Raw genomic sequence first — 24,714 nt, 5'->3', positions numbered from 1 at the left:
TCATTCCGAAATCCGCCGTCGATCGTGGGCGCGAGTCGCGGCGGACCGAGGAGGAGACAACCGCATGCCCATCACGCAGTCCGACGTCCTGTACACCGCCGTCGCCACCGCCGAGAACGGCCGCGACGGCCGGGTCGCCACGGATGACGGCCGGCTCGACGTCGTCGTCAACCCGCCCAAGGAGATGGGCGGCAACGGGTCCGGGACCAACCCGGAGCAGCTGTTCGCCGCCGGCTACAGCGCGTGCTTCCAGGGAGCCCTGGGAGTCGTCGCCCGGCAGGAGGGGGCCGACGTCTCCGGGTCGACCGTCACCGCGAAGGTCGGGATCGGCCGGAACGACGACGGGTTCGGGATCATCGTGGAGATCTCGGCGAGCATTCCGAACGTGTCCGCCGAGGCGGCGCGGGATCTGGTCGAGAAGGCCCACCAGGTGTGCCCGTACTCGAAGGCGACGCGGGGGAACATCACCGTGACGCTGGTCTGACAGCCGTCGTTTCAGACAGCGGAGGCCGCACCCTTGGACGTGGGGTGCGGTCTCTTCTCCGGGCGGTGGGCTCAGCCCGCCAGCGCCGCCCTGTGGACCGCCCTCACCAGCCTGTCGTTCTCCGGTGCCGCACCCCCCGGAAAGGCCATCCGGCGGCGCGTGTAGCCGTAGGCCAGACCGCTGCGCGGGTCCGCGAAGGCCTGGCTGCCGCCGGCTCCGCTGTGGCCGAAGCTGCCCGCGCCCAGGGCCGGGTGCCACATGTCGGCAGTGGCCTGGAAGCCCAGGCCGTACGACTTGTGGGCACGGGCCACCAGGTCGTAACCCACGGAGTGGATCTGGCCCACCTCGGCGACCGTGTCGGGCTTGAGCAGCGGTGGCCGGTCGCCCAGTTCGCTGATCGCCGCCGCGTACATCTTCGCGAGCCCCCGTGCGGAGGCCACGCCGCCCGCCGACGCCGGTCCCTTGGCCCGCACGAGGCGGGAGTTGGCGTAGTCCGCCAGCGTGCCCGGCTCCGGCACATGGGTGTTGAAGGCGATCGAGGTCAGCGTGTGCGGCCCGGCCGGCTGCGCGGCCAGCAGCGCCTGCTGCTCGGCGGTCGGCAGCATCGGCTGGACCGGGCGGAAGCGGGGCTCCTCGGACTCGGGCAGGCCCAGGAAGAAGTCCATGCCGTACGGCGCCCGCACCCGCTCCTCGTACACCTCCTGCAGCGAGCGGCCCGTGGCCCGGCGGACCACCTCTCCGGTGAGCGCGCCGATCACCAGCGCGTGGTAGCCGAAGGCCGTCCCGGGGCGCCAGAAGGGCTTCTGGTCGGCCAGCCGTTCGGCCATCGTCCGGTCGTCGGCGATCTCCTCGGCGGAGAACCCGGCGTCGATCCCGACCAGGCCCGCCCGGTGCGCCAGCAGGTCCCGCAGGGTCACCGCACCCTTGCCCTCGGCACCGAACTCCGGCCAGTAGTAGGTCACTTTGCGGTCCAGCTCCAGCGTGCCGTCCTGCACGAGAAGCGCGACCACCAGGTGTGCTGCGCCCTTCGTGGACGAGAACACGCCGTACAGCGAGTCCGCCTCCGCTCCCGCCCACAGGTCGACGACCCGCCGGCCGTGCACATACGCGCACAACTGGCCCTCGTAGTCGTCCCGTTCACCGGCGACGAAGGCGGCGAACTCCTCGCGCACCGACGCGAAGCCCTCGGCGACCGTGCCCTGGACGGTGATCTGCTGCGTCATCCGCTCTCCTCAACCGAGCCGCTGCTCGCTGCTCCTTCTCAGCACAACGCCCTTTCCCGCTCGGGGCGTTCCCGAGACCGGTACGGCGCGACGTACCTGTTCGACTCAACCGTCGTGAGCGGCCGGCGGTGTCGTCGATGCCCCGGATGGCGGATGGCGCGGGGTGGTGCGCGCGTGCGCACTCGGGCTCAGGTGCACCACCACAGGAAACGGTTGCAGGTCTTGGTGGGCGAGGGCGTCGGGGACGGGCCGGACGTCGTCGGGGCGCTGGACGGGGTGGGGGCCGGCCGGGTCGTGCCGGGGGTCACCGGCGCCTGCGGGGTCGCGCCGGAGTCCGTCGCGGAGGTCGGCCGCGTCGTGTGGGTGTCCTTGGCGTCGGGTGACGTGGAGGCCTTGTCCTTGGGGGGCTTGGAGGCGGACGCGGAGGCCGAGGCGTCCGGGGAGGCGGAGCCGGCCGCGCCCGGGCTCGCGCCGGAGGTGTCGGCGGCCGGGTCGGCGCTGGCGCCGGGCGCCGTGGAGGACGCGCCGCCGTCGGCCGCGGTGTCCGCCGGCGTGCCCGGCCGGCCGCTGGAGAAGGGCGAGAAGGGGGCGTCCGTACCGAGTTCGGCGAGGCTGAGACCGCCCGCGGCCAGTACGAAGCCCGCACCGACCAGCAGGACACGGCGACGTCGGCGCCGGTGCGCGGCGGCCTTGCGGTCACGGCGGCTGGCGTCGGCGTCGGCGGGGCCCACGGCGGCGGTGCCACGCCCCCGGCGCCGAGCGGCCCGGCCACCGGGCTCGGGCTCGGGGTCGGACTCCTCGGGTTCGGGGTCCGGGCCGGGTTCGGGGTCCGGGCCGGGTCCGGGGTCCGGGCCGGGTCCGGGGTCCGGGTCGCCGTGGGCCGCCGGCTCGGCCTGCGCGCCGGACGCCCAGACCTCCTGCGGTTCGGGCCCCTTCGGCCACGCCACCTGTTCCGGCCCGGCCGGCCCGTACTGCTGGGGGATGCGGTACTCGTGGGACTCGGGCTGCGCGTACGGCTGGGGAACGCCGTACCCCGGCATCTCACCCGTGCCCGCGTGCGCGTACGCGACCGTCGTCTCCGCCGCGGGGCGTGCCGGGGCTCCGCACCCGGGGCAGGCCAGGGCGCCGTTGAGGTGCCGTTGGCACGGGTGGCAGTAGTCCATGACGCCGGAAGACTAGATTCCCCATGGGGCCTGTTCCTAGGCACCGCTGTGAAGGTTTCGTAGAAAGCGAAATAATTCTCGAAAGGCTTGTCGAAACCGTTACCTGTTCGACCCATTGACACTCCGACCGCCCCGTCCTTACTGTCACGCCAGCATTTCGAACGTGTGACGAAATCTCGAACAGCTGAGGGGCAACTGCCGTGCGCATCACCGGAATCAGCACGCACGTGGTCGGCACGCCGTGGCGCAACCTGACCTACGTCCAGGTGCACACCGACGAGGGGCTCACGGGAGTCGGCGAGACCCGGATGCTCGGTCACACCGACGCGCTGATCGGCTATTTGCGGGAGGCCGAGGCCAATCACATCCTCGGCTCGGATCCGTTCGCCGTCGAGGACCTCGTACGCCGGATGAAGTACGGCGACTACGGCCGTGCGGGCGAGATCGTGATGTCGGGCATCGCGGTCGTCGAGATGGCCTGCTGGGACATCAAGGGCAAGGCGCTGGGCGTGCCGGTGTGGCAGTTGCTCGGCGGCAGGGTGACGGACAGGGTCAAGGCGTACGCCAACGGGTGGTACACGACCGAGCGAACGCCGGAGGCGTACCACAAGGCCGCCCAGGGGGTGAGGGAGCGCGGATACCAGGCGCTGAAGATCGACCCGTTCGGCACCGGGCACTTCGAACTGGACCACCAGGAGACCCTGTACGCCGTCTCGCTCATCGAGGCCGTACGGGACGCGATCGGCCCGGACGCCGAGCTGATGCTGGAGATGCACGGCCGCTTCTCCCCCGCGACGGCCGTCCGGCTGGCCAGGGAGATGGCGCCCTTCAAGCCGGCCTGGCTGGAGGAGCCGGTCCCGCCGGAGAACCTGAAGGCGCTGGAGAAGGTCGCGGCCAAGGTGGACATCCCGGTCGCCACCGGTGAGCGGATCCACGACCGGATCGAGTTCCGCGAGCTGTTCGACAGCCAGGCCGTGGACATCATCCAGCCGGACGTCGGCCACATCGGCGGCATCTGGGAGACCCGGAAGCTCGCGGCGACCGCGGAGACCCACTACATGCTGGTCGCGCCGCACAACGTGGGCGGCCCCGTGCTCACCGCGGCCTCGCTCCAGGTCGGCTTCACCTCGCCGAACTTCAAGGTCCTTGAGCACTTCAACGACTTCGCGGACGCGGAGATCAAGAAGGTGGTCAAGGGGGCGCCGCAGGTCGTGGACGGGTACTTCCACCTGTCCGACGCGCCCGGCCTCGGCGTCGAGCTGGACGTCGACGCCGCCGCCGAGTTCCCGCAGCAGCAGGCCCGGTTCGACCTGTGGGCCGAGGGCTGGGAGCAGCGCAAGCCGAAGGGTACGAAGTGAGCTCGCAGGTCGTCGTCGAGGGGCCGGGCGCCCACCGGCTCACGGAGCACACGCCCCGCGACCCCGGCCCGGGCGAGGCGCTGGTGGCCGTGCACGCGGTCGGCATCTGCGGCAGCGACCGCGAGGTGTACCAGGGCAACCGGCCCGAGGGGTACGTGCGGTATCCGCTCACTCCCGGGCACGAGTGGTCGGGGACGGTCGCGAAGGTGGGCCCCGCGGTCCCCGCCGACCTCGTCGGCCGCAAGGTCGTCGGCGAGGGCTTCCGCAACTGCCAGGTCTGCGACCGCTGCCACGCGGGCGAGACCACGCTGTGCACGGCCGGGTACGAGGAGACCGGCTTCACCCAGCCGGGCGCCATGGCCGGCACGCTCACCCTGCCGGCGAGGCTGCTGCACGTCCTGCCGGACGACGCCGACCTCACCGCCGCCGCCCTGCTGGAGCCGGCCGCCTGTGTCGCGGCCGCCGCACTCAAGGGCCGGGCCCGGCCGGGCGAGCGGGTCGCGGTGGTCGGCACGGGCACGCTCGGGATGTTCGCCGTGCAGTTCCTGAAGGCGGCCTCACCGGGCGAGCTGCTGGTGGTCGGCACCGGACGGGACCGGGAGGCACTGTCGCGGCAGTACGGCGCGAGCGACTTCCGCACCAAGGACCAGGAGCTCCCCGACGACTTCGACGTGGTGATCGAGACCGCCGGGTCCGCGTCCGCCGCACGGACCGCCGCCGCGCTGCTCCGGCGCGGCGGACGGCTGGTGCTGACCGGGATCCCGGCGCCGGGCGCGGACGGGCTCGACCCGACCGGTCTCGTCGTACGGCAGCTGGAGGTGCACACCGTCTTCGGGGCGCCGCCGGACGCCTGGGCGCACACCGTGCGGGTGTTCGGCGCCGGACTGCTGGACCCGCTGCCGCTGGTCACGCACGAGCTGCCGCTGACCGGGTTCCCGCAGGCGATCGAGCTGGTCGGGGCCGGCGATCCGAAGGTGGGCAAGGTGCTGCTCCGCCCCTGATGCCGTACGCCGGCCGGGGCGTGACCTGACGGCGCCCCGGCCGGCGTACCACCGGCCTTTTTTCACGGGGCCGCCCAGGCCGCTCTCCGCCCAGAGCCGCGAACCTCGTCCGATATTTCGAACACTCAGGACCCTGGACCCTAAGGACAGCTTGTGACCGACGCTTCCGCTCCGGCAGCCCGCAGGCCCGGCGAGCAGCCGCTCGCCACGCTCGGCCTGGCCGCACCCGCCCTCGACCCCGCCGACGCCTCCGCCCACTCCTTCCCGGGCGGCGGCCGCTGGCGCACCGAGATCCCCTCGTGCGAGGGTCCCGAAGCACTGGCGGTCGTCCTGAAGGAGGCCTCCCGCCTCGATGTGCCGATCCACCGGATCAGCCAGGGCAGCGGCGTGTGGATGCTCACCGACGCCGAGATCACCGAGATGGTCGAGGCCACCGCCGCACGCGACATCGAACTCTGCCTGTTCACCGGCCCGCGCGGCACCTGGGACATCGGCGGCTCGGTGCGGTCCGACTCACGGGGGGCCGGACCGCGCGCACGGGGCCACGACGCCGTCGCCGGATGCGTCGAAGACGCCGTACGCGCGACGGAGCTGGGCGTCAGGTGCCTGCTGGTCGCCGACGAGGGCGTGCTGTGGACCCTGCACCGGGCCCGTACGGCCGGGATCATCCCGGCCGACACGACGCTGAAGGTCTCGGCGCTGATCGGCCCCGTGAACCCGGCCGCGTACGCCGTCTTCGAGCGGCTCGGCGCCGACTCCGTCAACGTGCCCAGCGATCTGACGCTGGATCACCTCACCGAGATCCGCCGGGTGTCCGGCGCCCCGATGGACATGTACATCGAGGCCCCCGACGACCTGGGCGGCTATGTGCGCATGTACGAGGTCGCCGAGCTGATCCGGCGCGGCGCCCCGCTCTATCTGAAGTTCGGCCTGTCCAAGGCGCCCGGCATCTACCCGTGGGGCACCCATCTGCGGGACGTGACCCTGGACACCGCCCGGGAGCGGGTGCGGCGCGGCCGGCTCGCCCTGGACCTGCTCGCCCGGCACGGCGCGGACGGCGACATGGCGCCGCTCGGCTCGCGGCTGCCCGGCCCGCTGCACCGCTTCCCGACCACCGCGTGACCCCTCTCAACGACGAGAAGAACAAGGACGGACCATCATGCGCAACCGCAGAGCCGCACTCGCCGCCATAGCCGCAGCCGCCTCGCTCGCCCTCACCCTGACCGCCTGCGGCCAGAGCGGCTCGGGCGGCAGCAAGGAGAAGACGACGGACGCCAAGGGCGCCACCATCGGCATCGCCATGCCGACCAAGTCCTCCGAGCGCTGGATCTCCGACGGCAAGAACGTCGTCAAGGACCTCCAGGCCAAGGGCTACAAGACGAAGCTCGTGTACGGCGAGGACGACCCGGCCACCCAGGTCTCGCAGATCGAGAACCTCATCACGCAGGGCGTGAAGGGCCTGATCATCGCGGCGATCGACAACAAGTCGCTGGACAGCGTGCTCCAGGAGGCCGCCGACGCGAACATCCCGGTCATCTCCTACGACCGGCTGATCCTCGGCACCAAGAACGTCGACTACTACGCCTCGTTCGACAACGAGAAGGTCGGCAGGCTGCAGGGCCAGTACATCGTGGACCGGCTCGGGCTGGGCAAGGGCAAGAAGGGCCCGTTCAACATCGAGCTGTTCGCCGGCTCCAACGACGACAACAACACCAAGTACTTCTTCGGCGGCGCGATGAGCGTGCTGCAGCCGTACATCGACAAGAAGCAGCTGGTGGTCAGGTCCGGGCAGACCAAGCTCAACCAGGTCGTCACCCTGCGCTGGGACGGCGCCACCGCGCAGAAGCGCATGGAGGACATCCTCACCGGCTCCTACAAGAGCGGCCGGGTCGACGCGGTGCTCTCGCCCTACGACGGCATCTCCATCGGCGTCCTGTCCGCGCTGAAGTCGGACGGCTACGGCTCGGGCAGCCAGCCGCTGCCGGTCATCACCGGCCAGGACGCCGAGATCGCCTCGGTGAAGTCGATCATCGCCGGTGAGCAGACGCAGACCGTCTACAAGGACCTGCGCAAGCTCGCCGAGGTCGCCGCGACGATGGTCGACGACTCCCTGAAGGGCAAGAAGCCGCAGGTCAACGACACCAAGACCTACGACAACGGGACCAAGGTCGTCCCGGCCTATCTGCTCCAGCCGGTGAGCGTCGACAAGTCCAACTACCAGCAGGTCCTGGTCGACGGCGGCTACTACACCGAGTCCGAGCTGAAGTAGCCCGCCCCGACCCCCTCCTGATTCCTACGGACTGGAAGGCACGACCATGGCGGGACCCGTCCTGGAAATGCGCTCGATCGTCAAGACCTTTCCCGGTGTCAAGGCGCTGTCGGACGTCACCCTGACCGTCCGGCAGGGCGAGGTCCACGCCATCTGCGGGGAGAACGGCGCCGGCAAGTCCACCCTGATGAAGGTGCTCTCCGGCGTCCACCCGTTCGGCGGCTACGAAGGCGACATCCTCTTCGAGGGGGAGGTCTGCCAGTTCCGGGACATCCGGGCGAGCGAGCAGCGCGGCATCGTCATCATCCACCAGGAGCTGGCGCTGGTACCGCACCTGTCCATCGCGGAGAACCTCTTCCTCGGCAACGAACACGCCCGGGGCGGCCTCGTCGACTGGCGCGAGACCCTGCGCCACGCCACCGAGCTGCTGCGCCGGGTCGGTCTGCACGAGCACCCGGAGACCCGCGTCGCCGACATCGGCGTGGGCAAGCAGCAGCTGGTGGAGATCGCCAAGGCGCTGTCGAAGGAGGTGAGGCTGCTGATCCTCGACGAGCCGACCGCGGCCCTGAACGACGAGGACAGCGGCAAACTCCTCGACCTCATCCTGGAGTTGAAGAACCAGGGCATCACCTCGATCATCATCTCCCACAAACTCAACGAGATCCGCAAGGTCGCCGACTCGGTGACGATCATCCGGGACGGCCGGTCCATCGAGACCCTCGACGTGAGGGCCCCGGAGACCACCGAGGAGCGGATCATCTCCGGCATGGTCGGCCGCGACCTCGACCACCGCTTCCCCGAGCGCACCCCGCACCAGCCGGAGGAGGGCGCGGCACCGGCGCTGGAGATCCGCGGCTGGACCGTGTTCCACCCCATCGACCAGCAGCGCAAGGTCGTCGACGACGTGTCGATCGAGGTGCGCCGCGGGGAGATCGTCGGCATCGCGGGCCTGATGGGCGCCGGCCGCACGGAACTGGCGATGAGCGTCTTCGGGCGCACGTACGGCCGGTACGCCGGCGGCACGGTGCTGAAGGACGGCACGCGGATCCGTACGAAGACCGTCCCGGAGGCGGTCGCGCACGGCATCGCGTACGTCACCGAGGACCGCAAGCACTACGGCCTGAACCTCATCGACACCATCAACCGCAACATCTCGCTGACCGCGCTGGGCAAGGTGGCCAGGCGGGGTGTCGTGGACGAGCACGAGGAGCGGCAGGTCGCCGAGGGCTTCCGGAAGTCCATGAACATCAAGGCGCCGACCGTGTTCGAGCCGGTGGGCAAGCTGTCCGGCGGCAACCAGCAGAAGGTCGTCCTCAGCAAGTGGATCTTCGCCGGACCGGACGTGCTGATCCTGGACGAGCCGACCCGCGGGATCGACGTCGGCGCCAAGTACGAGATCTACACGGTCATCGACCAGCTCGCCGCCCAGGGCAAGGCGGTCGTCTTCATCTCCTCCGAGCTGCCCGAACTGCTCGGCATGTGCGACCGCATCTACACGATGGCCGCCGGGCGGCTGACCGGTGAGGTGCCGCGGGCCGAGGCCACGCAGGAAGTGCTGATGCGCCATATGACGAAGGACAAAGAGGTAACGCGATGAGCACGGATGTGACCGCCAAGAGCCCGGCCCCCGCGCCGCCGGGCGGGAGGGGCCCGGCCGCCGCGGGAGGGATCCTCCAGCTGGTGCTGGACGGCCTGCGCCGCAACATGCGCCAGTACGGCATGCTGATCGCGCTCGGCCTGATCGTGGCCCTCTTCGCGGTCTGGACCGACGGCGACCTGCTGCTCCCGCGCAACGTCTCCAACCTGGTGCTGCAGAACAGCTACATCCTGGTCCTCGCGATCGGCATGATGCTGGTGATCATCGCCGGGCACATCGATCTGTCGGTCGGCTCGATCACGGCGTTCGTCGGCGCCTTCGCGGCCGTCCTGACCGTCCAGCACGGGATCTCCTGGCCGGTCGCGCTGGTGCTGTGCCTGCTGGTCGGAGCGGCGGCGGGCGCGGCGCAGGGCTTCCTGATCGCCTATCTCGGCATACCGTCGTTCATCGTCACCCTCGCCGGGATGCTGGTCTTCCGCGGCCTGACGGAGCTCTTCCTCAAGGGCCAGACCCTCGGCCCCTTCCCGGACGGCCTGCAGAAGATCGGCAACGGCTTCCTGCCCGAGGTCGGCCCGAACACCAACTACCACAACCTCACCCTGCTGCTCGGGCTCGTCCTGATCGCGGCCGTGGTCCGGCAGGAGTTCCGCGACCGCCGCCGCCAGCAGGAGTTCTCCCTGGACGTCGTGCCCGCCCGGCTCTTCCTGCTCAAGCTGACGGCCCTGGTGGCGGCGATCGTCGCGCTCACCCTGCTGCTCGCCAGCTACAAGGGCGCCCCGATCGTGCTGATCATCCTCGGTGTGCTGGTCGTCGGCTACGGCTACGTCATGCGCAACGCGGTCTTCGGCCGGCACATCTACGCGATCGGCGGCAACCTGCCGGCGGCCAAGCTGTCCGGGGTGAAGGACAAGAAGGTCACCTTCTACGTCTTCCTGAACATGGGCGTGCTCGCGGCCCTGGCCGGTCTGGTGGTAGCCGCCCGGCTGAACGCGGCCTCGCCGAAGGCGGGCGTCAACTTCGAACTGGAGGCGATCGCCTCGTCGTTCATCGGTGGCGCGTCCATGAGCGGCGGTGTCGGCACCGTCCTCGGCGCCATCATCGGCGGTCTCGTCCTCGGCGTGCTGAACAACGGCATGAACCTCCTCAGCGTCGGTACCGACTGGCAGCAGGTCATCAAGGGCCTGGCCCTCCTGGTGGCCGTCGGGTTCGACGTGTGGAACAAGCGCAAGTCCGGTTCGTAAGCCAGATCGGGCCCCGCCGGCCGAGGCGGGGCCCCTCCTCTTCCGGGAGCCGTATCCATGGAACTGAACAGACGCACGGTCATCGCAGGAGCAGCCGCGGCGGGCGTCGCCGCCACCACCCTCGGCTCGGGCAGTGCCCAGGCCGCGTCCGCCTCGTCAGGAGGCCGCAAGCCGGTGAAGGAACCGTTCGGCACGCTCGCCGACGGCACGAAGGTCCACCGCTGGTCGCTGGAGAACGGCGGCACCCGCCTGAAGGTCCTCTCCTACGGCGGTATCGTCCAGTCCCTGGAGATCCCCGACCGGCACGGCCGGTACGCCAACGTCTCCCTCGGCTACGACGACCTCGACGCGTACGTCAGGGGAACCACCTACTTCGGCGCCACCATCGGCCGCTACGGCAACCGCATCGCCAAGGGGCGGTTCACCCTGGACGGCAGGACGTACCAGCTGTCGGTCAACGACGGCGTGAACAGCCTGCACGGCGGCAAGCAGGGCTTCAACACCAAGGTGTGGGACGTCGAGCCCTTCACCGCCGGCTCCGACGTCGGTCTGCGCCTGTACTACACGAGCGTCGACGGCGAGATGGGCTACCCGGGCACGCTGAGGACGAAGGTCACCTTCACCCTGGACCGGCACGGCGCCTGGCGGATCGACTACGAGGCGACCACCGACAGGCCCACGGTCGTCAACCTCACCAACCACACGTACTACAACCTCGCGGGCGAGGGCAGCGGCAGCATCTACGACCACGAGCTGTGGCTGGCCGCGAGCCGCTTCACCCCCACCGACACGGGCCTGATCCCCACCGGTGAGCTGGCGAAGGTCAAGGGCACCCCCTTCGACTTCACCCACCGCAAGCCGATCGGCCGGGACATCCGCACCGGCCATCCGCAGCTGGTCACCGCCAAGGGGTACGACCACAACTTCGTCCTGGACAAGGGGGTGACCGCGCGCCCGGAGCACGTCGTCACCCTGCGCGACCCGGGATCCGGCCGCACCCTGAAGATCTTCACCGACCAGCCCGGGGTGCAGTTCTACTCGGGCAACTTCCTCGACGGCACACTCGTCGGCCAGTCCGGCCGCACCTACCGGCAGGGCGACGGACTGGCCCTGGAGACCCAGCACTTCCCGGACTCGCCGAACGAGCCGTCGTTCCCGTCGACCGTGCTGCGGCCGGGCCGGACGTACCGCACGACGACGATCCACACTTTCGGGGCGTGAACCGGCTCACCTCGCCGGTGAGTTGAACGCCACTGCCGTCCCCTCCGTATCCATGGGCGGCCCGTGCTCCCCCGCACGGGCCACCCTGAACGGAGGACCCCTTGGCCGGCAACGTCACGTCGTTGTTCCGCGGCGGCGCCGCGCACAGCCCCTCGATGGCGGCGCTGGCACGAGAGGGTGGCGACGGGACCGGCCCGGTGGACTTCTGCATCCCGTGCAACCCGTACTTCCCCACGCCGGCCATGTACGACGAACTGTCGGCCCGGTTGCGCGAGATCATCACGTACTACCCGAGCGGCGCCGACACCATCACCGGCGAGCTGTGCTCCCTGCTCCAGCTGCCGCCCCAGTGCGTGGCGATGGGCAACGGCTCCACGGAGCTGATCACCTGGATCGACCACCTGCTGGTCCGCGAGTCCCTCGCCGTTCCGGTGCCCACCTTCGGCCGCTGGACCGACCAGCCGATGGAGACCGGCAAGCGGGTCGACATGTTCCCGCTGCAGGAGGCCAGCGGGTTCGCGCTGGACCTGGCGCAGTACGCCGAGTTCATCCGGGCCCGCAGGACGCGGGTGGCGGTGATCTGCAATCCCAACAACCCGGACGGCGGGTATCTGCGCAAGCAGTCGGTGGTGCAGTTCATGGACGCCATGGCCGACCTGGACCTGATCGTGATCGACGAGTCCTTCCTGGAGTTCGCCGACGCGGAGACCGAGCCCAGCGTCGTCCAGGAGGCCATGCTCCGCCCCAACGTGATCGTCCTGCGCAGCCTCGGCAAGAACTTCGGTCTGCACGGCATCCGCTTCGGCTACCTGGTCGCCAACCCGGCCCTCGCGGGCAAGGTCCGCTCCATGCTCCCCAAGTGGAACCTCAACTCCTTCGCCGAGCACGTGGTGTTCATGCTGAAGGAGCACGGCGCCGAGTACGCACAGAGCGTCACCCAGGTCCGCCGCGACCGGCTGGAGATGGCCAGCCACCTCTCCGCGCTCCCCGGCCTCACCGTCTACCCCTCGCAGGGCAACTTCCTCTTCGTGCGCCTTCCCGTCGGTGCCGAGGGCACGCTGGTCCGGGACCGAATGCTCACCGAGCACCGGATCCTGGTCCGTGAGTGCGGCAACAAGATCGGTTCTTCCAGCCGCTTCCTGAGACTCGTGGTGCGCCCCCAGGTCGACGTGCGTCGCCTGGTGTCCGGCCTGGAGCAGGTGCTCTACGGGTCCAGGAGGGGAGCCGCCGTACCCGAGCTGGGCACCGGGACCAGCTACAGCTCGGGTACGGCGGCGGTGGACCGGCTGGTGAGCGAGACCAACGGGGCCGGCCTGCGGATGCCCGCGGCGCCCGAGCCGGCACCGGTGCCGCAGCCGGCGGTGTCGCCGCCGTTGCCCGCTGCGGCCCAGCCCCTGCCCGCGGCCCAGCCGATGGCACCGCAACCCGCCCCGCCGCAGCAGCCGATGGTGCCGCAGCCCGCTCCGGTACAGCAGCCGATGGTGCCGGCACCGGTCCCGCAGCCGGCCCCGATGCCGGCACCCGCTCCCCTGCCGGCGCCGCTGCCCACGCCGACGCCCTTGCCCGCTCCCCCTCCGGTGCCTGTCCCGGCACCGGTCCCGGCGCCCGCCGCCGCGCTCGCCCCCACTCCCCCGGGCGTCCCCGCGCGCGGCGGGCTCACGGCGGCCCAGGTGCGCGGCATGACGGCACCGGAGACCCCCACTCCGGCCCCGGCGGCCGGCCTCACCCCGGCCCCGGCCACCGGCTGGCCGAACGCCCAGAGCTGGCCGAACGCGCAGAGCTGGCCGAACGCGGCGGGAATGGGACAGGCGGCGGGCTAGCAGCTCGGCCCATGCCCGTCGGTGCGCGACCCGCCGGACGCTGCTCCGGTCCCGCAGGTCGATGCCCGGCTTCGGGGTGCCGCTGTCGTCGCCGTCGCAGGAGACGTCACGCGCGCTGGCGGAAAGTGACCGTCAGGACCTTCAGCGCCACGAGGGGGTGGAACAGCAGGGCCGGTGAGGCCACCATGTTCACCACGCGGACGAACCTCGTCCATACGGCCGCGTCCTTCACCGCCACACGGAAGAGACGTGTGTTGTACCAGTGGGCGAAGCGTGCGGCGAGGGGCTGACCGCCCGCGGTCCACATCAGGTCCGAGTTGGTGGACAGCGTCCACGGGCCCAGCAGCAGACGGCCGAGCCTCTTCTGGAAGCCGCCGGCGAGGCCGTCCAGGCGTCCGGCGGCACGGCACCGCTTCAGCATCTCCTGCAGCAGTTCCGCTTCCATCGCCGCCACGGTCAGCCCCTGGCCGTAGACGGGGTTGAAGACACAGACGGCGTCACCGAGGGCGATGAGGCCGTCCGGCCAGTCCTTGACGGCGTGGTAGAGCCGCCACTGGTTGTCGGTGTTGGTGTAACGGCGGGTGGGCTCCTGGACGGTGCGCCGGCTGATGTGCTCGGCCAGACGCGGGTTCGTCAGGCTCTCGGCGAACTCCAGATATCCCTTGTCGTCGGTCGGCGGCTGGTCCTGGAACCCGAAGAGCGAGCACGTCCAGCGGTTGCGCTCCACGGCGAGCATGACCCCGGCCCGGGGCACGCTGGGCGCGAACAGCATCTGGTAGGCGACGTAGAAGTCCGGGTGGCCGGGCTGACCCACGTGCGGTCGGTCGAAGTTCATCGACGTGTACGTGACCTTGGCCTTCACGGTCCGTCTGGGCGGCACGGCGATCCCGAGCGCGCCCAGCCAGTCCGTGAGGGAGCTGGACCGTCCGGAGGCGTCGACGACCAGGTCGGCCGCCAGCTCGAAGGGTTCGGCGGGCTCTGCGGGCCCCGCGGTGTGCGGCCGGCAGGTCACGCCGCTCACCTGGCCGGAGGGGCCGCGGGTGAGGCCCGTGCACCGGGTGGACGGCAGCTGCGTGACCTGGGGCAGGGCGAGCACCTTGCGGCGCAGTCGGCGTTCGAGTTCGTCGCGGGTGAAGGTCTGGATGCGGACACCCGTACGGTGCCGTGGCGCGAGTCCGACGGGCAGCAGGAAGTCGATGCCCTCCCCGTAGTCGAAGACCGGCGCTCCCGCCTCTCTCAGCTCCTCGCGCAGTCCGGGGAACAGCCGCTCCAGGATCTGCCCGCCCCGGGCCAGCATGGCGTGCGCGTGGTAGCCCTGCGGAGCGCCCGGATGGACGCCGGTGTCCTCGTCGACGGCGTCCCGTTCCACGAGGACGACCTCGCTGAAGAAGTCGGACAGCACCCGTGCGGTGACCAGGCCCGCGTAGCTGCCGCCGATGACAACGGCCTTGCCCCAGGGGCGTTCTGTGCTCATGTCGTCTCCCATCCACTCGGGTCAACGGCTTTGCCGGGAGCCCCGGCACGGGGCTCGGGAGGCACCCGGGGAGCGCGTGCAGGCTCACGAGCATGCGTCCATGGGCCTGCACGCCGTGACACCGGATCCGGTCGGCCGCGCGGGGGCGGGGGAGGGCGCCGTGGCCCGGGGATCGGTGAGGCCGTCGTCGGTTCCCGTTCGTCCGGGGCCGGCGGCCCCGAGCAGGGGGAGATCCGCTGAGCGTTTTTTACGTTGAGTGACCGGAGCAGGCGGCGCGCGAGGCACGCGACATACCGAACATGCGCCCCTCGCACGCCCCCTGACTCACCATGCTCCAGGTCGAACGATTCCGCAGGTCAACCAATGGATGACCGCTCACCGCCGAGAGCCGCCCGGAGCCAGTGCGCACTCAGAGTGACCAGCGTGGCGGACGCCCGCCTACGCGCTCGGGCACTGCTTCCACGCCAGGTGGTACACCGTGCTGATGTCCCCGTCCGTCGAGTCCATCGTCATGAAGCTGACCTTGCCGGGGGACGTGGTGCCGGCGTTGACCCGCAGCTCGGTGTTGATGTTGAAGTTGCGCAGCACCCCGCAGGGCGCCCAGACCAGTTGCGCCCAGTCCGTGCTGTCGGTGGCCTGCCAGTCGTCGTTGTAGGCACCGCTGAAGGGGTGGCTCTTGGGCACGGTCTGCGAGGAGCCCTGGAAGTAGTACGAGGCCCTCTGGGTGGCGCTGGCGCCGGGCTGCAGCGACAGGAAGCCGCGGTAGTCGGCGCTGGCCACGGCGTAGGTGAAGCCCTGGGGCACGTGGACCACCAGGTTGAGCTGGCAGTTCTTGCGGAAGGCCGTGGGGTCGGAGTTGCCGCCGGCCTGGGCGAGATAGCTGCTGTACGTCACCGTGAAGGCCGTGTTGTCCGGCGAGACGGCGACCGCGGCCGTGCCCTCGGGACAGCCGGAGCCGTTCACCGTCGCCACATCTATGACGATCTTGTCCGGGGGCGGGTTGTCGAACACGCCGGAGGCGGGCGTGTGCGCGGGCAGTGCACTGCTGAGCAGCGCCGCGACGGCACCGCTCAGGAGGAGGCCACCAGCCATGGATTCTCCCGTGTCGTGGAGTGGGGGGTCTGTGTGGAACCTGTGGAGAGCCTGAGGCGCTCCGCATCGTAGGAAGCCCCGTTCACCCCCGGGAGGGCCGACTTCGGCCATTCACAACCGGCTGTTCACACCGTCCGTCACGGGTTCTCCCACGCCGCCGGTTCCGCCGCCAGCGCCCGCACGGGCTCCGGCAGCGCGTCCGCCGCGAGGTCGGCGAGGGTGACGCCCTCCAGGATCCGGCGGACGTTCGCGCGCAGCGCGATCCACAGCGGCAGCAGGGGCTGGGCGGTGCCGGTGTAGGCGAGGCCCGTCGGGCGTTCGCCGCGGACCGAGACGATCGGTCCGTCCACCGCGCGGATCACGTCCGCGACCGTGACGGCGGCGGCGTCCCGCGCCAGCCGGTAGCCGCCGCCCCCGCCGCGCCGGCTGTCGACGATCCCGCCGCGCCTGAGGTCGCCCAGGATCCCTTCCAGGAACTTGTGCGGGATGCCCTGCGCGGCGGCGATTTCCTCCGCCTTCACCGGGCCGTTACCCTGCCGTACGGCCAGCTCCAGTACCGCCCGTACCGCGTAATCCGCCCGTGCCGAGATCCTCATGGATCCATTGTGGGCCGTCGCCGCGTGGAGAATGGCCGCACCCGCGCCCCGTAAGATCGCCCGGGAGGATCCACCTTGGCGCTCAGCAGACGTACCTTCAGTGCCCTGACCGGCTCGACCGCGCTCGGGCTCGCCCTCGGCAGCAGCGGCGGCCCCGGGGCGCCTTCGGCGTACGCGGCGCACAGTGTGCCGACCGGCCCGGCACCCGCCCCGCCGACCGCCGACGGCAGCCGGCACACGATCGGGTACGACCGGTACTCGCTGCTCGTCGACGGCAGACGGCTGGTCGTGTGGTCCGGCGAGATGCATCCCTTCCGGCTGCCCAGCCCCTCCCTGTGGCGCGACGTGCTGCAGAAGATGCGGGCCCACGGGTACAACGCCGTGAGCATCTACGTGGCCTGGAACTACCACTCCCCCGCGCCCGGCCGGTACGACTTCACCGGCGTCCGGGACCTGGACCTGTTCCTGCGCACGGCCGCCGAGACGGGCCTCTACGTCATCCTGCGGCCCGGCCCGTACATCAACGCCGAGGTCGACGGCGGCGGCTTCCCCGGCTGGCTGACGGCGACGAAGGGCAGGGCCCGCACCGACGACCCGACGTACCTGGGGCACGTCGACGCATGGCTGACCCAGGTGAACAGGATCGTCCGCAGGCATCTGTTCACCCAGGGCACCGGCACGGTCCTGCTGTACCAGATCGAGAACGAGTTCGACGCCCACGTCGACGCCATCGGCCAGGCGTACCTGTCGCACCTGTACAAGAAGGTGCGGGCGGACGGCATCGACGTGCCGCTGTTCCACAACGACAAGTTGCGCAACGGCTACTGGGTGCCCGGATCGTTCGACACCGGCGGCGAGAAGGGCGGCTGGCTGTACGGCTTCGACGGCTATCCGTCGCCGTCGGAGACCCCGCCGGACTGGGGGACGTTCGGGCCCGGCGGACCGAAGGGCGGGGCCAGCGCCTCGCCGTCCACGCCCGGGTTCGTGCCCGAGTTCGGCGGCGGCTGGTTCGACCCGTGGGGCGGCGCCTGGTTCGACGGCAAGGGGTACGCCGAGTCGCGGCGCACCCGGGACGCGGCCTACGAGCGGCGCTTCTACCTCACCAACCTCGCCAACGGACTCACCCTGCACAACGTGTACATGACGTTCGGCGGGACCTCCTGGGGCTGGCTGCCCGCGCCGGTCGTCTACACGTCGTACGACTACGGCGCCGCCATCGACGAGGGCCGGAACGTCACCGACAAGATCGCACCGATGCACCAGCTCGGGCATCTGCTCCAGCGTGTGCCCGACTTCGCCAAGCTGGACCGGGCGGCGGACGTGACGGCGAAGGGCCTGAAGGTCTACCACCTGACCAACCCGGACACCGGCTCCCACGTCTACGTCGCCCGCAACGACGGCGGGGACGCGGTGACCACCGACCTGCCGACCGACGCGGGCCGGCTGCGGATCACGGTGCCCGGCAAGGACGCCCGGCTGTTCACGACCGGGCTGAAGCTGGGCAAGCGGACCCTGAAGTACGCGACCGCCGAGCCCGTGCTGTGCCTGACGGCGGGCCGGCAGGACATCGCGCTGTTCGCGGGGCGCCGTGACGACATGGCCGAGCTGGTGCTGAAGTGCCCGGTCGAGCCGGACGTCATGCGGCTCGACCCCGAGGCCGCCTGGGCCTTCGCCGACGACGAACTGCATGTGAACGTCCCGCTCGGCCAGGGCGGGCTGACCCGTGTGCTGGTGCAGAAGGGCGAGACCGAGACCCCGCTGCTGCTGCTCTTCGCCGACGACGCCACCGCCGTACGCCTGTTCCCGTACGACACCCCGTCCGGGACCCTGCTGGTGTACGGCCCGGCGGTGCTGCGGCACGTCGAACTGCACGGCTCCGAGGTCCGTCTGACCGGTGACGTCACCGAGACGACGAGCGTGGAGGTGTGGGGGCCGCGCGGGATCGACACCCTGGTGTGGAACGGCCGCACCCTGCCCACCCGGGTGACCCTGTCCGGCAGCCTGATGACCACCGGCCTGCTGCCCGCCGCACCCGAGGTGAAGCTGCCCGAACTGGGCGGCTGGCGGATGCGGACCGAGAACCCGGAGGCCGGGCCCGGCTTCGACGACTCCGGCTGGAAGGCCGCGGACAAGAAGACGTCGTTCAGCACCACGCCCGTCCCCGCCGGCCAGCCCGTCCTCTTCGCCGACGACTACGGCTTCCACTACGGCGACGTCTGGTACCGCGGCACCTTCACCGGCTCCGCCGGCCTGGAGGAGATCACGCTCGCCTACACCACCGGCACCCAGGGCCTGCTGATGGCCTGGCTGGACGGCGAGCCGCTGGGCACCCACCGGATGCCGGTGCCGGGCAAGGACGCGACCGTGCGCCAGGGCAGCTGGTCGGCGACGGCCGCCTTCCCCGTGCGGGAGGAACTGCGCTCGCCCGGCCGGCATGTGCTGTCCGTCCTCGTCAGGCGCATGCAGCACGACCAGGACGGCAAGGGGCTCGACACCCACAAGGTGGCCCGCGGGCTGACGGCGGCCACCTTCAAGGGCGCCTCCCCGACGGTGCGCTGGCGGATCCAGGGCGAGAAGGCCCCCGACCCCGTGCGCGGCCCGATGAACAACGGCGGCCTGTACGGCGAGCGGGAGGGCTGGCACCTGCCCGGCTTCCAGGACCACGACTGGGAGCCGGCGGACTTCCCGCGTGCCGCCCGGTACCAGGGGGTGACCTGGTACCGGACCACCTTCCGCCTCTCGGTCCCGGCCGACATCGACGCCTCGGTCGGCCTGACCCTGGAGGACGACCCGTACCGGGCCTACCGGGCGCAGATCTTCCTCAACGGCTGGAACATGGGCCAGTACATCAACAACGTGGGCCCGCAGCACACCTTCGTCCTGCCGAACGGCGTCCTGCGCACCCGGGGCACCAACACCCTCGCGCTGGCGGTCCTGTCGGAGTTCACCACGCTGTCGGGGCCGGGGAAGGTGGGCCTGACGCTGCTCGGCAGGGCGAGCGGCGGAGTGCCGGTCACGCCGGTCTGATCACGCGAGCCTGATCACGTTCCAGGACAGCGGCTCCAGTACGGCGGTGAGGGTGCCGTTCTCCAAGGCGGTGCCCTCGACCGGGTGCGGGGCGACCCGGTCGGGGTCGCCGGCGGTGTTGCGGGCGTCGGGGTCGGCGTCCGCGAGGGCGCTGTGCTCGGTGACGGACGTCAGGTCGAGCCCGTTGAGCGCGACCTGGAGCGGGAGGGCCTCCGTACGGCCGCGGTTGACGGCGAAGACCGTGACCGTGCCGTCGGCCGCGCGGACGGCCGTGGCGTGCAGCAGGTCCGTCTCGCCGTACTTCCTCGTCTCGTACGCCGGCGAGTCCACCCGTACGTCGAGCACCTCGCCCCGGCCGTACTCGGAGGCCTGCGCGAACGGGAAGAACGTGGTCTGCCGCCAGGCCGGGCCGCCCGGCTCGGTCATGATCGGGGCGATCACGTTGACCAGCTGGGCGAGACAGGCGACGGTGACGCGGTCGGCGTGCCGGAGCAGGGCGATGAGGAGCGAGCCGAAGACGACGGCGTCGGTGACGCTGTAGTTGTCCTCCAGCAGGCGGGGTGCCTCGGGCCAGTCGGACGGGGCGATCGTCCTGGCGTGCTCCTCCCAGCGGGAGAGGTACCAGACGTTCCACTCGTCGAAGGAGAGGTTGATCTTCTTCTTGGACTTGAGCCGGGCACCGATGTGGTCGGCCGTGGCGACCACGTTCTCGATGAAGGACTCCATGTCGACGGCCGAGGCGAGGAAGGAGTCCAGGTCGCCGTCGACGGGCTCGTAGTAGGCGTGCAGGGAGATGTGGTCGACGAGGTCGTACGTCTCCTCCAGGACGGTCGCCTCCCACGCGGCGAAGGTCGGCATGGCCTGGCTGGAGGAGCCGCAGGCGACCAGTTCCACGGCGGGGTCGGCCTGACGCATGGCCCGTGCCGTCTCGGCGGCGAGCCGGCCGTACTCCCGGGCCGTCTTGTGCCCGGTCTGCCAGGGCCCGTCCATCTCGTTGCCGAGGCACCACAGCCTGATCCCGAAGGGTTCCTTGTCGCCGTGGGCCGCGCGGAGGTCGGAGAGGGCGGTGCCGGAGGGGTGGTTGGCGTACTCCTGCAGTTCCAGCGCCTCGGCGACGCCTCGCGTGCCGAGGTTGAGGGCCATCATGGGTTCGGCCTGGGGGCCGAGCTTCTTCACGAAGGCGATGTACTCGGAGAGGCCGAACCGGTTCGTCTCGGTGGAGTGCCAGGCGAGGTCGAGTCGGCGGGGGCGCTCTTCGACGGGGCCGACCGAGTCCTCCCACTTGTAGCCGGAGACGAAGTTGCCGCCGGGATAGCGGATGGCGGTGACACCGAGTTCGCGGACGAGGTCCAGGACGTCGGTCCGCAGGCCCTCGGCATCGGCCGCGGGGTGCCCCGGCTCGTAGATGCCCGTGTAGACGCAGCGGCCCAGGTGTTCCACGAAGGATCCGAAGAGCCGGGGGTCGACCTTCCCGACGGTGAAGGCGGGGTCCAGGGTGAAACGGGCGGTGCTCTGGCTCATGGGGTCCTTTCGGGGTGTGCCGCGCGTTCCGAAAGTGCGTCACGGATGTTCGATATATCGAATAATGCTCGCAACTTCGCACGGGACCGTAGATTCGAACCGCTTCCGCCGTCAACGGGCGGGACACAGGCTCATAGGTGGTTTCCTCTTTGACGAAGCTCGCCTGGACCTCATGACGAGGACACGCCCAGACGCGTACGCTCGGACCGGCAGAAGGGGGACCGATGAGCATCGCGGGCGCGCGTGAACGGGCGACACGCCTTTCCGCACGGCTGCGGCGCTCCCGTCCCGGCTCGGCGATGCGCTCACTGGCCGGCGACCTCGCCACCGCCGTCCGCGCCCGGCCCACCACGCCGGACGGTGTACGGGAGGTGTGCCGGGCCGTGTGCGAGGAGATGAGCGCACTGCGCGGCGGACGGCCGGTGGAACTCCGCTTCGAGCGGTTCCCGGACGAGATCGAGGTCACCGGGCTGTGGCTGGAGTTCGCCGACTTCGACCTGGTGATCGTGGAGGAGCGGGCCGAGGCCGTGCAGCAACTGGTGATCCTCGGCCACGAGTTGTGGCACCTGCACGCCGGGCACCGGCACCCCCACCTGGCCGGTGACGCGGCGGCCCGCGCGCTCGCCGACGGGCCCGGCTGGCAGGACGTGCCGCTGACGGTGGCCGCCCGCAACGGCTCCCGCGAGGCCGACGAGGCCGAGGCCGACGACTTCGGGCACCGCCTGGCCGCCCTGTTCCGGCCGCACGTCGCCGGCTCCGGCTCCGCCGCGCACCCAGCCCCGGCGCCGCAGGCCCTCAACCCGGTGCAACGGACCCTCGGGTATCGCGGGCGCACGCAACCGGGTGAGCCGAAGGGGCGCGCCGGTGCGGCGAACCGGGCGCCTGGAAAGGGAGGAACCACGCGGTGAGGCTGGCGCTCGATTCCTCGGGCTTCCTCGGGGAGGTCTCCATCTCCTTCTGGATCCCCACGGCCGTGCTGACCGCCGCCCTGATGATCAAGCTGCCCAGCATCATCAAGATGTGGCGGGATCCGATGCTGCGCGCCGTCGGCGGTCTGCTGCTGTTCGCCTGCGCGGTGTTCGTCTTCGCGGCCCCGCGGACCATCGCCTGGACGAACCGGGTCACCGGGGTGCCGAACATCTCCGCGCCCCTGGTGTACTCCCTGCTCACCGCGCTCTGCGCGTCCTGGCTGCTGCTGATCATCGCCTGGCGCAACGGACGATCCGACCGCTCCGCGCAGACCCGCCGGGTGACCCGCTGGGTCGTCAGCATCTACGCGGGCGTGGTGGCGGCCCTGTGGGTGCTGTTCGCGCTCGCGGACGTACCCGAGGAACGGCTGCGGGACCTCGACACGTACTACGCCACCACCCCCTTCATGCGCGAGGAGATCCTGCTCTACCTCGTCGCGCACACCGTGGCGTGCTCGATCACGGCCCGGCTGATCTGGAACTGGATCCGCACCGACGGACTCGACGCGTGGCTGCGCTGGGGGCTCGGGCTGCTGGGCGTCGGCTATGCCACGAACCTGTTCTTCGACGCGGCCAAGCTCACGGCCGTCGTGGCCCGGTGGACCGGACACGACCTGGACTGGCTGAGCACCAATGTGGCCCCGGCGGGCGCGTGCGTGTCCGCCACCCTGGTCGCGGTGGGCTTCATCGTCCCGCACGTCGGCCAGTACCTGCACGAGCGCTGGCACGTCCGCCTGCGCCACCGCGGCCTCGGCCCCCTCTACCAGCTGACGCGGACCGTCACCGGCGAGCGCGCGCCCTTCGCCCCGCACGCACCCGCCGAACTGCGCCTGATCCGCCGCGAGACCTTCATCCGCGACGCGCTGCTGCAACTGTCCCGGCACCTCGACGAGGACCTGCGCGGGCGCTCGTACGAGGCCGCCCTCGCCCTCGGCTTCGAACCCGGCCGGGCCAGGGCCCTCGCCGCCGCCGTGACCCTGCTGGACGCGGCCGGCGGCGGCCGGCCGCCGCGGACCGACGGCGCCGGCTCCCCGTCCGGCCCCGACACGACGTACCTGCTGCAGGAGATCCAGGCCGTGTCCCAAGCCCTCCGCCACCCCGACGACATCACGGCGGTACGCGCCCGCGCGGCCGCCCCGGCAGAGAGCGTGCCCGCGCATGAGTGAACGCCCCTCCCCCGAAAGAACCGCCGTCGTGCTGGGGGGATCCCATACCGGCATGCTCGCGGCACGCGCCCTGGCCGAGTTCGCCGACCGGGTCGTGGTGGTGGAACGCGACGCCCTGCCCGAGGGCCCCGCGCCCCGCAAGGGCCTGCCGCAGGCCCGGCACGCCCACATGCTGTGGTCGGGCGGGGTGCGGGCCGTGGAGGAGCTGCTGCCGGGGCTCACCGAGGCGCTCAAGGCCGCCGGAGGCCGCCGGCACCCGTTCACGACCGGTGTGGTCGCGCTGTCCGCGCAGGGCTGGTTCCGGCGCTGGCCCGAGTCCCATCATGTGCTCCTGGCCGGCCGGGACCTGCTGGACGCCACGATCCGCGCGCGGGTGCTCGCCGACGAGCGGATCGAACTCCTCGACACGGCCGAGGCCCTCGGCCTCACCGGCACAGGCGCCGCGGTCACCGGCGTACGGATCCGGGGGCGGGACGGCGCCGAACGCACCCTGGCGGCCGGCCTCGTGATCGACGCGACCGGGCGCGGGTCCCGGGCCCCGCACTGGCTGGCCGGCCTCGGGCTGCCCGCACCGGAGTGCCGGGAGATCGACCCGGGCGTGGTGTACGCCAGCCGGCTCTTCCTCGCCCCCGAGGCCGCCCGGGAGGACTTCCCGGTGGTCAACCTGCAGTCCGATCCGCGGGGCGACGGCCCGGGCCGCTCGGGCTTCCTCCTCCCCGTCGAGAACGGCCGCTGGATCGTCACCCTGACCGGCACCCGGGGCGGCGAACCCTCCGCCGCGAACGAGGACTTCATCCCCTTCGCCCGCGAGAAGCTGCGGCATCCGCTGCTGGGCGAACTGCTGGAGCGCGCCGAGCCGCTGTCCGACGTCTCGGTGACCCGCTCCACGGTCAACCGCCGGCACTTCTACGAGCGGATGCCGGCGTGGCCCGAGAACTTCGCCGTCCTCGGCGACGCGCTCGCCGTGTTCAACCCGGTGTACGGCCATGGTCTGGCCGCCGCCGCGCAGAGTGCGGTGCGGCTGCGCGCGGTGCTGCGGCGGCACGGCTGGGGCACGCCGGGGCTGGCGCGCCGTGTGCAGCGGGCGGCCGCCCGGCCGGTACGCGCGGCGTGGGACCTGGCCCTCGGCCAGGACGTGTTCTACCCGGGCGCGACGGCCTCCGGCCCGACCGTGCGGGACCGGCTCCTGTCCGCCTACGTCGACCGCCTGATGCGCACGGCGACGGGCAACGGGCGCATCGCCCGCCGGGTCACCGACGTGACGTCACTGGAGCGGGGGGCGCAGGTCCTCCTGACGCCGAGCGTGCTGGTCGCCGCGGCGCTGGGCCCGCTGCGACCCCCCTTGGCGGGGCCTCCGCTGACCGCGGAGGAGCAGAAGGCGGCGGGGGTCCTGTAGGCCGTCGTCCGGCCGCGGTCCGGTGAGAGCGCATCGCCCGGTTCCGCGCCCCTCGGGGAACCGCGGGCCGCCGGCCTTCGGGGCAGCCCGCCCGCGC

Annotated in this window: 19 protein-coding genes; 13 read left to right on the top strand and 6 right to left on the bottom strand. The window is 71.4% G+C overall.

The window, feature by feature from the left end:
- Nucleotides 1–64 precede the first annotated feature (64 nt).
- A complete protein-coding gene (locus IO33_RS0101475) occupies nucleotides 65–484 on the top strand; it encodes an organic hydroperoxide resistance protein (RefSeq protein WP_031159142.1) in 420 nt (139 codons plus the stop codon).
- Nucleotides 485–555: 71 nt separating this feature from the next.
- Here IO33_RS0101475 and IO33_RS0101470 read toward each other — a convergent pair whose 3' ends face one another.
- Nucleotides 556–1,707: an EstA family serine hydrolase gene (locus IO33_RS0101470; protein WP_031159140.1), complete on the bottom strand. Its 1,152-nt coding sequence runs from the start codon at nucleotides 1,705–1,707 to the stop codon at nucleotides 556–558.
- A gap of 188 nt (nucleotides 1,708–1,895) precedes the next feature.
- Complete coding sequence (locus IO33_RS43635; RefSeq protein ID WP_037684708.1) at nucleotides 1,896–2,870, bottom strand: SCO2400 family protein; 975 nt, start codon at nucleotides 2,868–2,870, stop codon at nucleotides 1,896–1,898.
- Nucleotides 2,871–3,070: 200 nt separating this feature from the next.
- On the opposite strand from IO33_RS43635, the gene IO33_RS0101460 reads away from it, so the two are divergent.
- The 8 genes from IO33_RS0101460 to IO33_RS0101425 all read left to right on the top strand — a co-directional run bounded on the left by IO33_RS0101460 (nucleotide 3,071) and on the right by IO33_RS0101425 (nucleotide 13,377).
- On the top strand, nucleotides 3,071–4,228 hold the full coding sequence (locus IO33_RS0101460) for a mandelate racemase/muconate lactonizing enzyme family protein (protein ID WP_031159135.1): 1,158 nt from the start codon (nucleotides 3,071–3,073) through the stop codon (nucleotides 4,226–4,228).
- Nucleotides 4,225–5,229: a zinc-dependent alcohol dehydrogenase gene (locus IO33_RS0101455; protein ID WP_031159132.1), complete on the top strand. Its 1,005-nt coding sequence runs from the start codon at nucleotides 4,225–4,227 to the stop codon at nucleotides 5,227–5,229. The genes IO33_RS0101460 and IO33_RS0101455 overlap by 4 nt, the downstream gene beginning before the upstream one ends.
- Nucleotides 5,230–5,382: 153 nt before the next feature.
- The gene (locus tag IO33_RS0101450; RefSeq protein ID WP_031159129.1) at nucleotides 5,383–6,351 is read left to right on the top strand and encodes a hypothetical protein; all 969 of its coding nucleotides are present in this window, start codon (nucleotides 5,383–5,385) and stop codon (nucleotides 6,349–6,351) included.
- Nucleotides 6,352–6,388: 37 nt separating this feature from the next.
- A complete protein-coding gene (gene chvE, locus IO33_RS0101445) occupies nucleotides 6,389–7,498 on the top strand; it encodes a multiple monosaccharide ABC transporter substrate-binding protein (protein ID WP_031159127.1) in 1,110 nt (369 codons plus the stop codon).
- Nucleotides 7,499–7,544: 46 nt separating this feature from the next.
- Complete coding sequence (gene mmsA / locus IO33_RS0101440; protein ID WP_031159125.1) at nucleotides 7,545–9,095, top strand: multiple monosaccharide ABC transporter ATP-binding protein; 1,551 nt, start codon at nucleotides 7,545–7,547, stop codon at nucleotides 9,093–9,095.
- Nucleotides 9,092–10,336, top strand: a complete 1,245-nt coding sequence (gene mmsB, locus IO33_RS0101435; RefSeq protein WP_031159123.1) for a multiple monosaccharide ABC transporter permease — start codon at nucleotides 9,092–9,094, stop codon at nucleotides 10,334–10,336. Before mmsA ends, mmsB begins: the two co-directional genes overlap by 4 nt.
- A gap of 57 nt (nucleotides 10,337–10,393) precedes the next feature.
- The gene (locus IO33_RS0101430; RefSeq protein WP_031159121.1) at nucleotides 10,394–11,557 is read left to right on the top strand and encodes an aldose epimerase family protein; all 1,164 of its coding nucleotides are present in this window, start codon (nucleotides 10,394–10,396) and stop codon (nucleotides 11,555–11,557) included.
- Nucleotides 11,558–11,658: 101 nt separating this feature from the next.
- Nucleotides 11,659–13,377 (top strand): pyridoxal phosphate-dependent aminotransferase, encoded by a 1,719-nt coding sequence (locus tag IO33_RS0101425; RefSeq protein WP_031159119.1) that lies wholly within the window; start codon nucleotides 11,659–11,661, stop codon nucleotides 13,375–13,377.
- 106 nt (nucleotides 13,378–13,483) lie between these two features.
- On the opposite strand, the gene IO33_RS0101420 is transcribed toward IO33_RS0101425, so the two are convergent.
- The 3 genes from IO33_RS0101420 to IO33_RS0101410 all read right to left on the bottom strand — a co-directional run bounded on the left by IO33_RS0101420 (nucleotide 13,484) and on the right by IO33_RS0101410 (nucleotide 16,539).
- Nucleotides 13,484–14,851 (bottom strand): FAD-dependent oxidoreductase, encoded by a 1,368-nt coding sequence (locus IO33_RS0101420; protein WP_051926351.1) that lies wholly within the window; start codon nucleotides 14,849–14,851, stop codon nucleotides 13,484–13,486.
- 438 nt (nucleotides 14,852–15,289) lie between these two features.
- A complete protein-coding gene (locus IO33_RS0101415) occupies nucleotides 15,290–15,943 on the bottom strand; it encodes a DUF4360 domain-containing protein (RefSeq protein ID WP_031159116.1) in 654 nt (217 codons plus the stop codon).
- Nucleotides 15,944–16,080: 137 nt separating this feature from the next.
- Nucleotides 16,081–16,539 (bottom strand): RrF2 family transcriptional regulator, encoded by a 459-nt coding sequence (locus IO33_RS0101410; RefSeq protein ID WP_031159114.1) that lies wholly within the window; start codon nucleotides 16,537–16,539, stop codon nucleotides 16,081–16,083.
- Between the two features lie 75 nt (nucleotides 16,540–16,614).
- Here IO33_RS0101410 and IO33_RS0101405 point away from each other — a divergent pair, with 75 nt between their 5' ends.
- Nucleotides 16,615–19,566, top strand: a complete 2,952-nt coding sequence (locus IO33_RS0101405; RefSeq protein ID WP_031159112.1) for a glycoside hydrolase family 35 protein — start codon at nucleotides 16,615–16,617, stop codon at nucleotides 19,564–19,566.
- Here the strand turns inward: IO33_RS0101405 and arfA are convergent, their stop codons facing one another.
- Complete coding sequence (arfA, locus tag IO33_RS0101400; RefSeq protein ID WP_031159109.1) at nucleotides 19,567–21,087, bottom strand: arabinosylfuranosidase ArfA; 1,521 nt, start codon at nucleotides 21,085–21,087, stop codon at nucleotides 19,567–19,569.
- Nucleotides 21,088–21,311: 224 nt separating this feature from the next.
- Between arfA and IO33_RS43630 the strand changes: the two genes are divergently transcribed.
- The 3 genes from IO33_RS43630 to IO33_RS0101385 are packed head-to-tail and all read left to right on the top strand — an operon-like array spanning nucleotide 21,312 to nucleotide 24,617.
- Nucleotides 21,312–21,995 carry a hypothetical protein gene (locus IO33_RS43630; protein ID WP_051926350.1) on the top strand — a complete coding sequence of 228 codons (684 nt, stop codon included), beginning with the start codon at nucleotides 21,312–21,314 and terminating at the stop codon, nucleotides 21,993–21,995.
- 2 nt (nucleotides 21,996–21,997) lie between these two features.
- Complete coding sequence (locus IO33_RS0101390; protein WP_031159103.1) at nucleotides 21,998–23,221, top strand: MAB_1171c family putative transporter; 1,224 nt, start codon at nucleotides 21,998–22,000, stop codon at nucleotides 23,219–23,221.
- Nucleotides 23,214–24,617, top strand: a complete 1,404-nt coding sequence (locus tag IO33_RS0101385) for an FAD-dependent oxidoreductase (RefSeq protein WP_031159100.1) — start codon at nucleotides 23,214–23,216, stop codon at nucleotides 24,615–24,617. The genes IO33_RS0101390 and IO33_RS0101385 overlap by 8 nt, the downstream gene beginning before the upstream one ends.
- The last annotated feature ends 97 nt before the right edge of the window (nucleotides 24,618–24,714 follow it).

The organism is Streptomyces durhamensis, assembly GCF_000725475.1.
In the GTDB taxonomy this organism is placed as follows: domain Bacteria; phylum Actinomycetota; class Actinomycetes; order Streptomycetales; family Streptomycetaceae; genus Streptomyces; species Streptomyces filipinensis.
Note: the sequence above shows the minus strand (reverse complement) of the source record. Positions and strands in the feature narration are given on the sequence as shown.

Bases quoted from the DNA above. Each gene is read 5' to 3' on its own strand.
- arfA (WP_031159109.1), bottom strand. From the start codon at position 21,087: ATGAGCCAGAGCACCGCCCGTTTCACCCTGGACCCCGCCTTCACCGTC.
- IO33_RS0101470 (WP_031159140.1), bottom strand. From the start codon at position 1,707: ATGACGCAGCAGATCACCGTCCAGGGCACGGTCGCCGAGGGCTTCGCG.
- chvE (WP_031159127.1), top strand. From the start codon at position 6,389: ATGCGCAACCGCAGAGCCGCACTCGCCGCCATAGCCGCAGCCGCCTCG.
- IO33_RS43630 (WP_051926350.1), top strand. From the start codon at position 21,312: ATGAGCATCGCGGGCGCGCGTGAACGGGCGACACGCCTTTCCGCACGG.
- IO33_RS0101410 (WP_031159114.1), bottom strand. From the start codon at position 16,539: ATGAGGATCTCGGCACGGGCGGATTACGCGGTACGGGCGGTACTGGAG.
- IO33_RS43635 (WP_037684708.1), bottom strand. From the start codon at position 2,870: ATGGACTACTGCCACCCGTGCCAACGGCACCTCAACGGCGCCCTGGCC.
- IO33_RS0101430 (WP_031159121.1), top strand. From the start codon at position 10,394: ATGGAACTGAACAGACGCACGGTCATCGCAGGAGCAGCCGCGGCGGGC.
- IO33_RS0101385 (WP_031159100.1), top strand. From the start codon at position 23,214: ATGAGTGAACGCCCCTCCCCCGAAAGAACCGCCGTCGTGCTGGGGGGA.
- IO33_RS0101475 (WP_031159142.1), top strand. From the start codon at position 65: ATGCCCATCACGCAGTCCGACGTCCTGTACACCGCCGTCGCCACCGCC.
- mmsA (WP_031159125.1), top strand. From the start codon at position 7,545: ATGGCGGGACCCGTCCTGGAAATGCGCTCGATCGTCAAGACCTTTCCC.
- IO33_RS0101420 (WP_051926351.1), bottom strand. From the start codon at position 14,851: ATGAGCACAGAACGCCCCTGGGGCAAGGCCGTTGTCATCGGCGGCAGC.
- IO33_RS0101415 (WP_031159116.1), bottom strand. From the start codon at position 15,943: ATGGCTGGTGGCCTCCTCCTGAGCGGTGCCGTCGCGGCGCTGCTCAGC.
- mmsB (WP_031159123.1), top strand. From the start codon at position 9,092: ATGAGCACGGATGTGACCGCCAAGAGCCCGGCCCCCGCGCCGCCGGGC.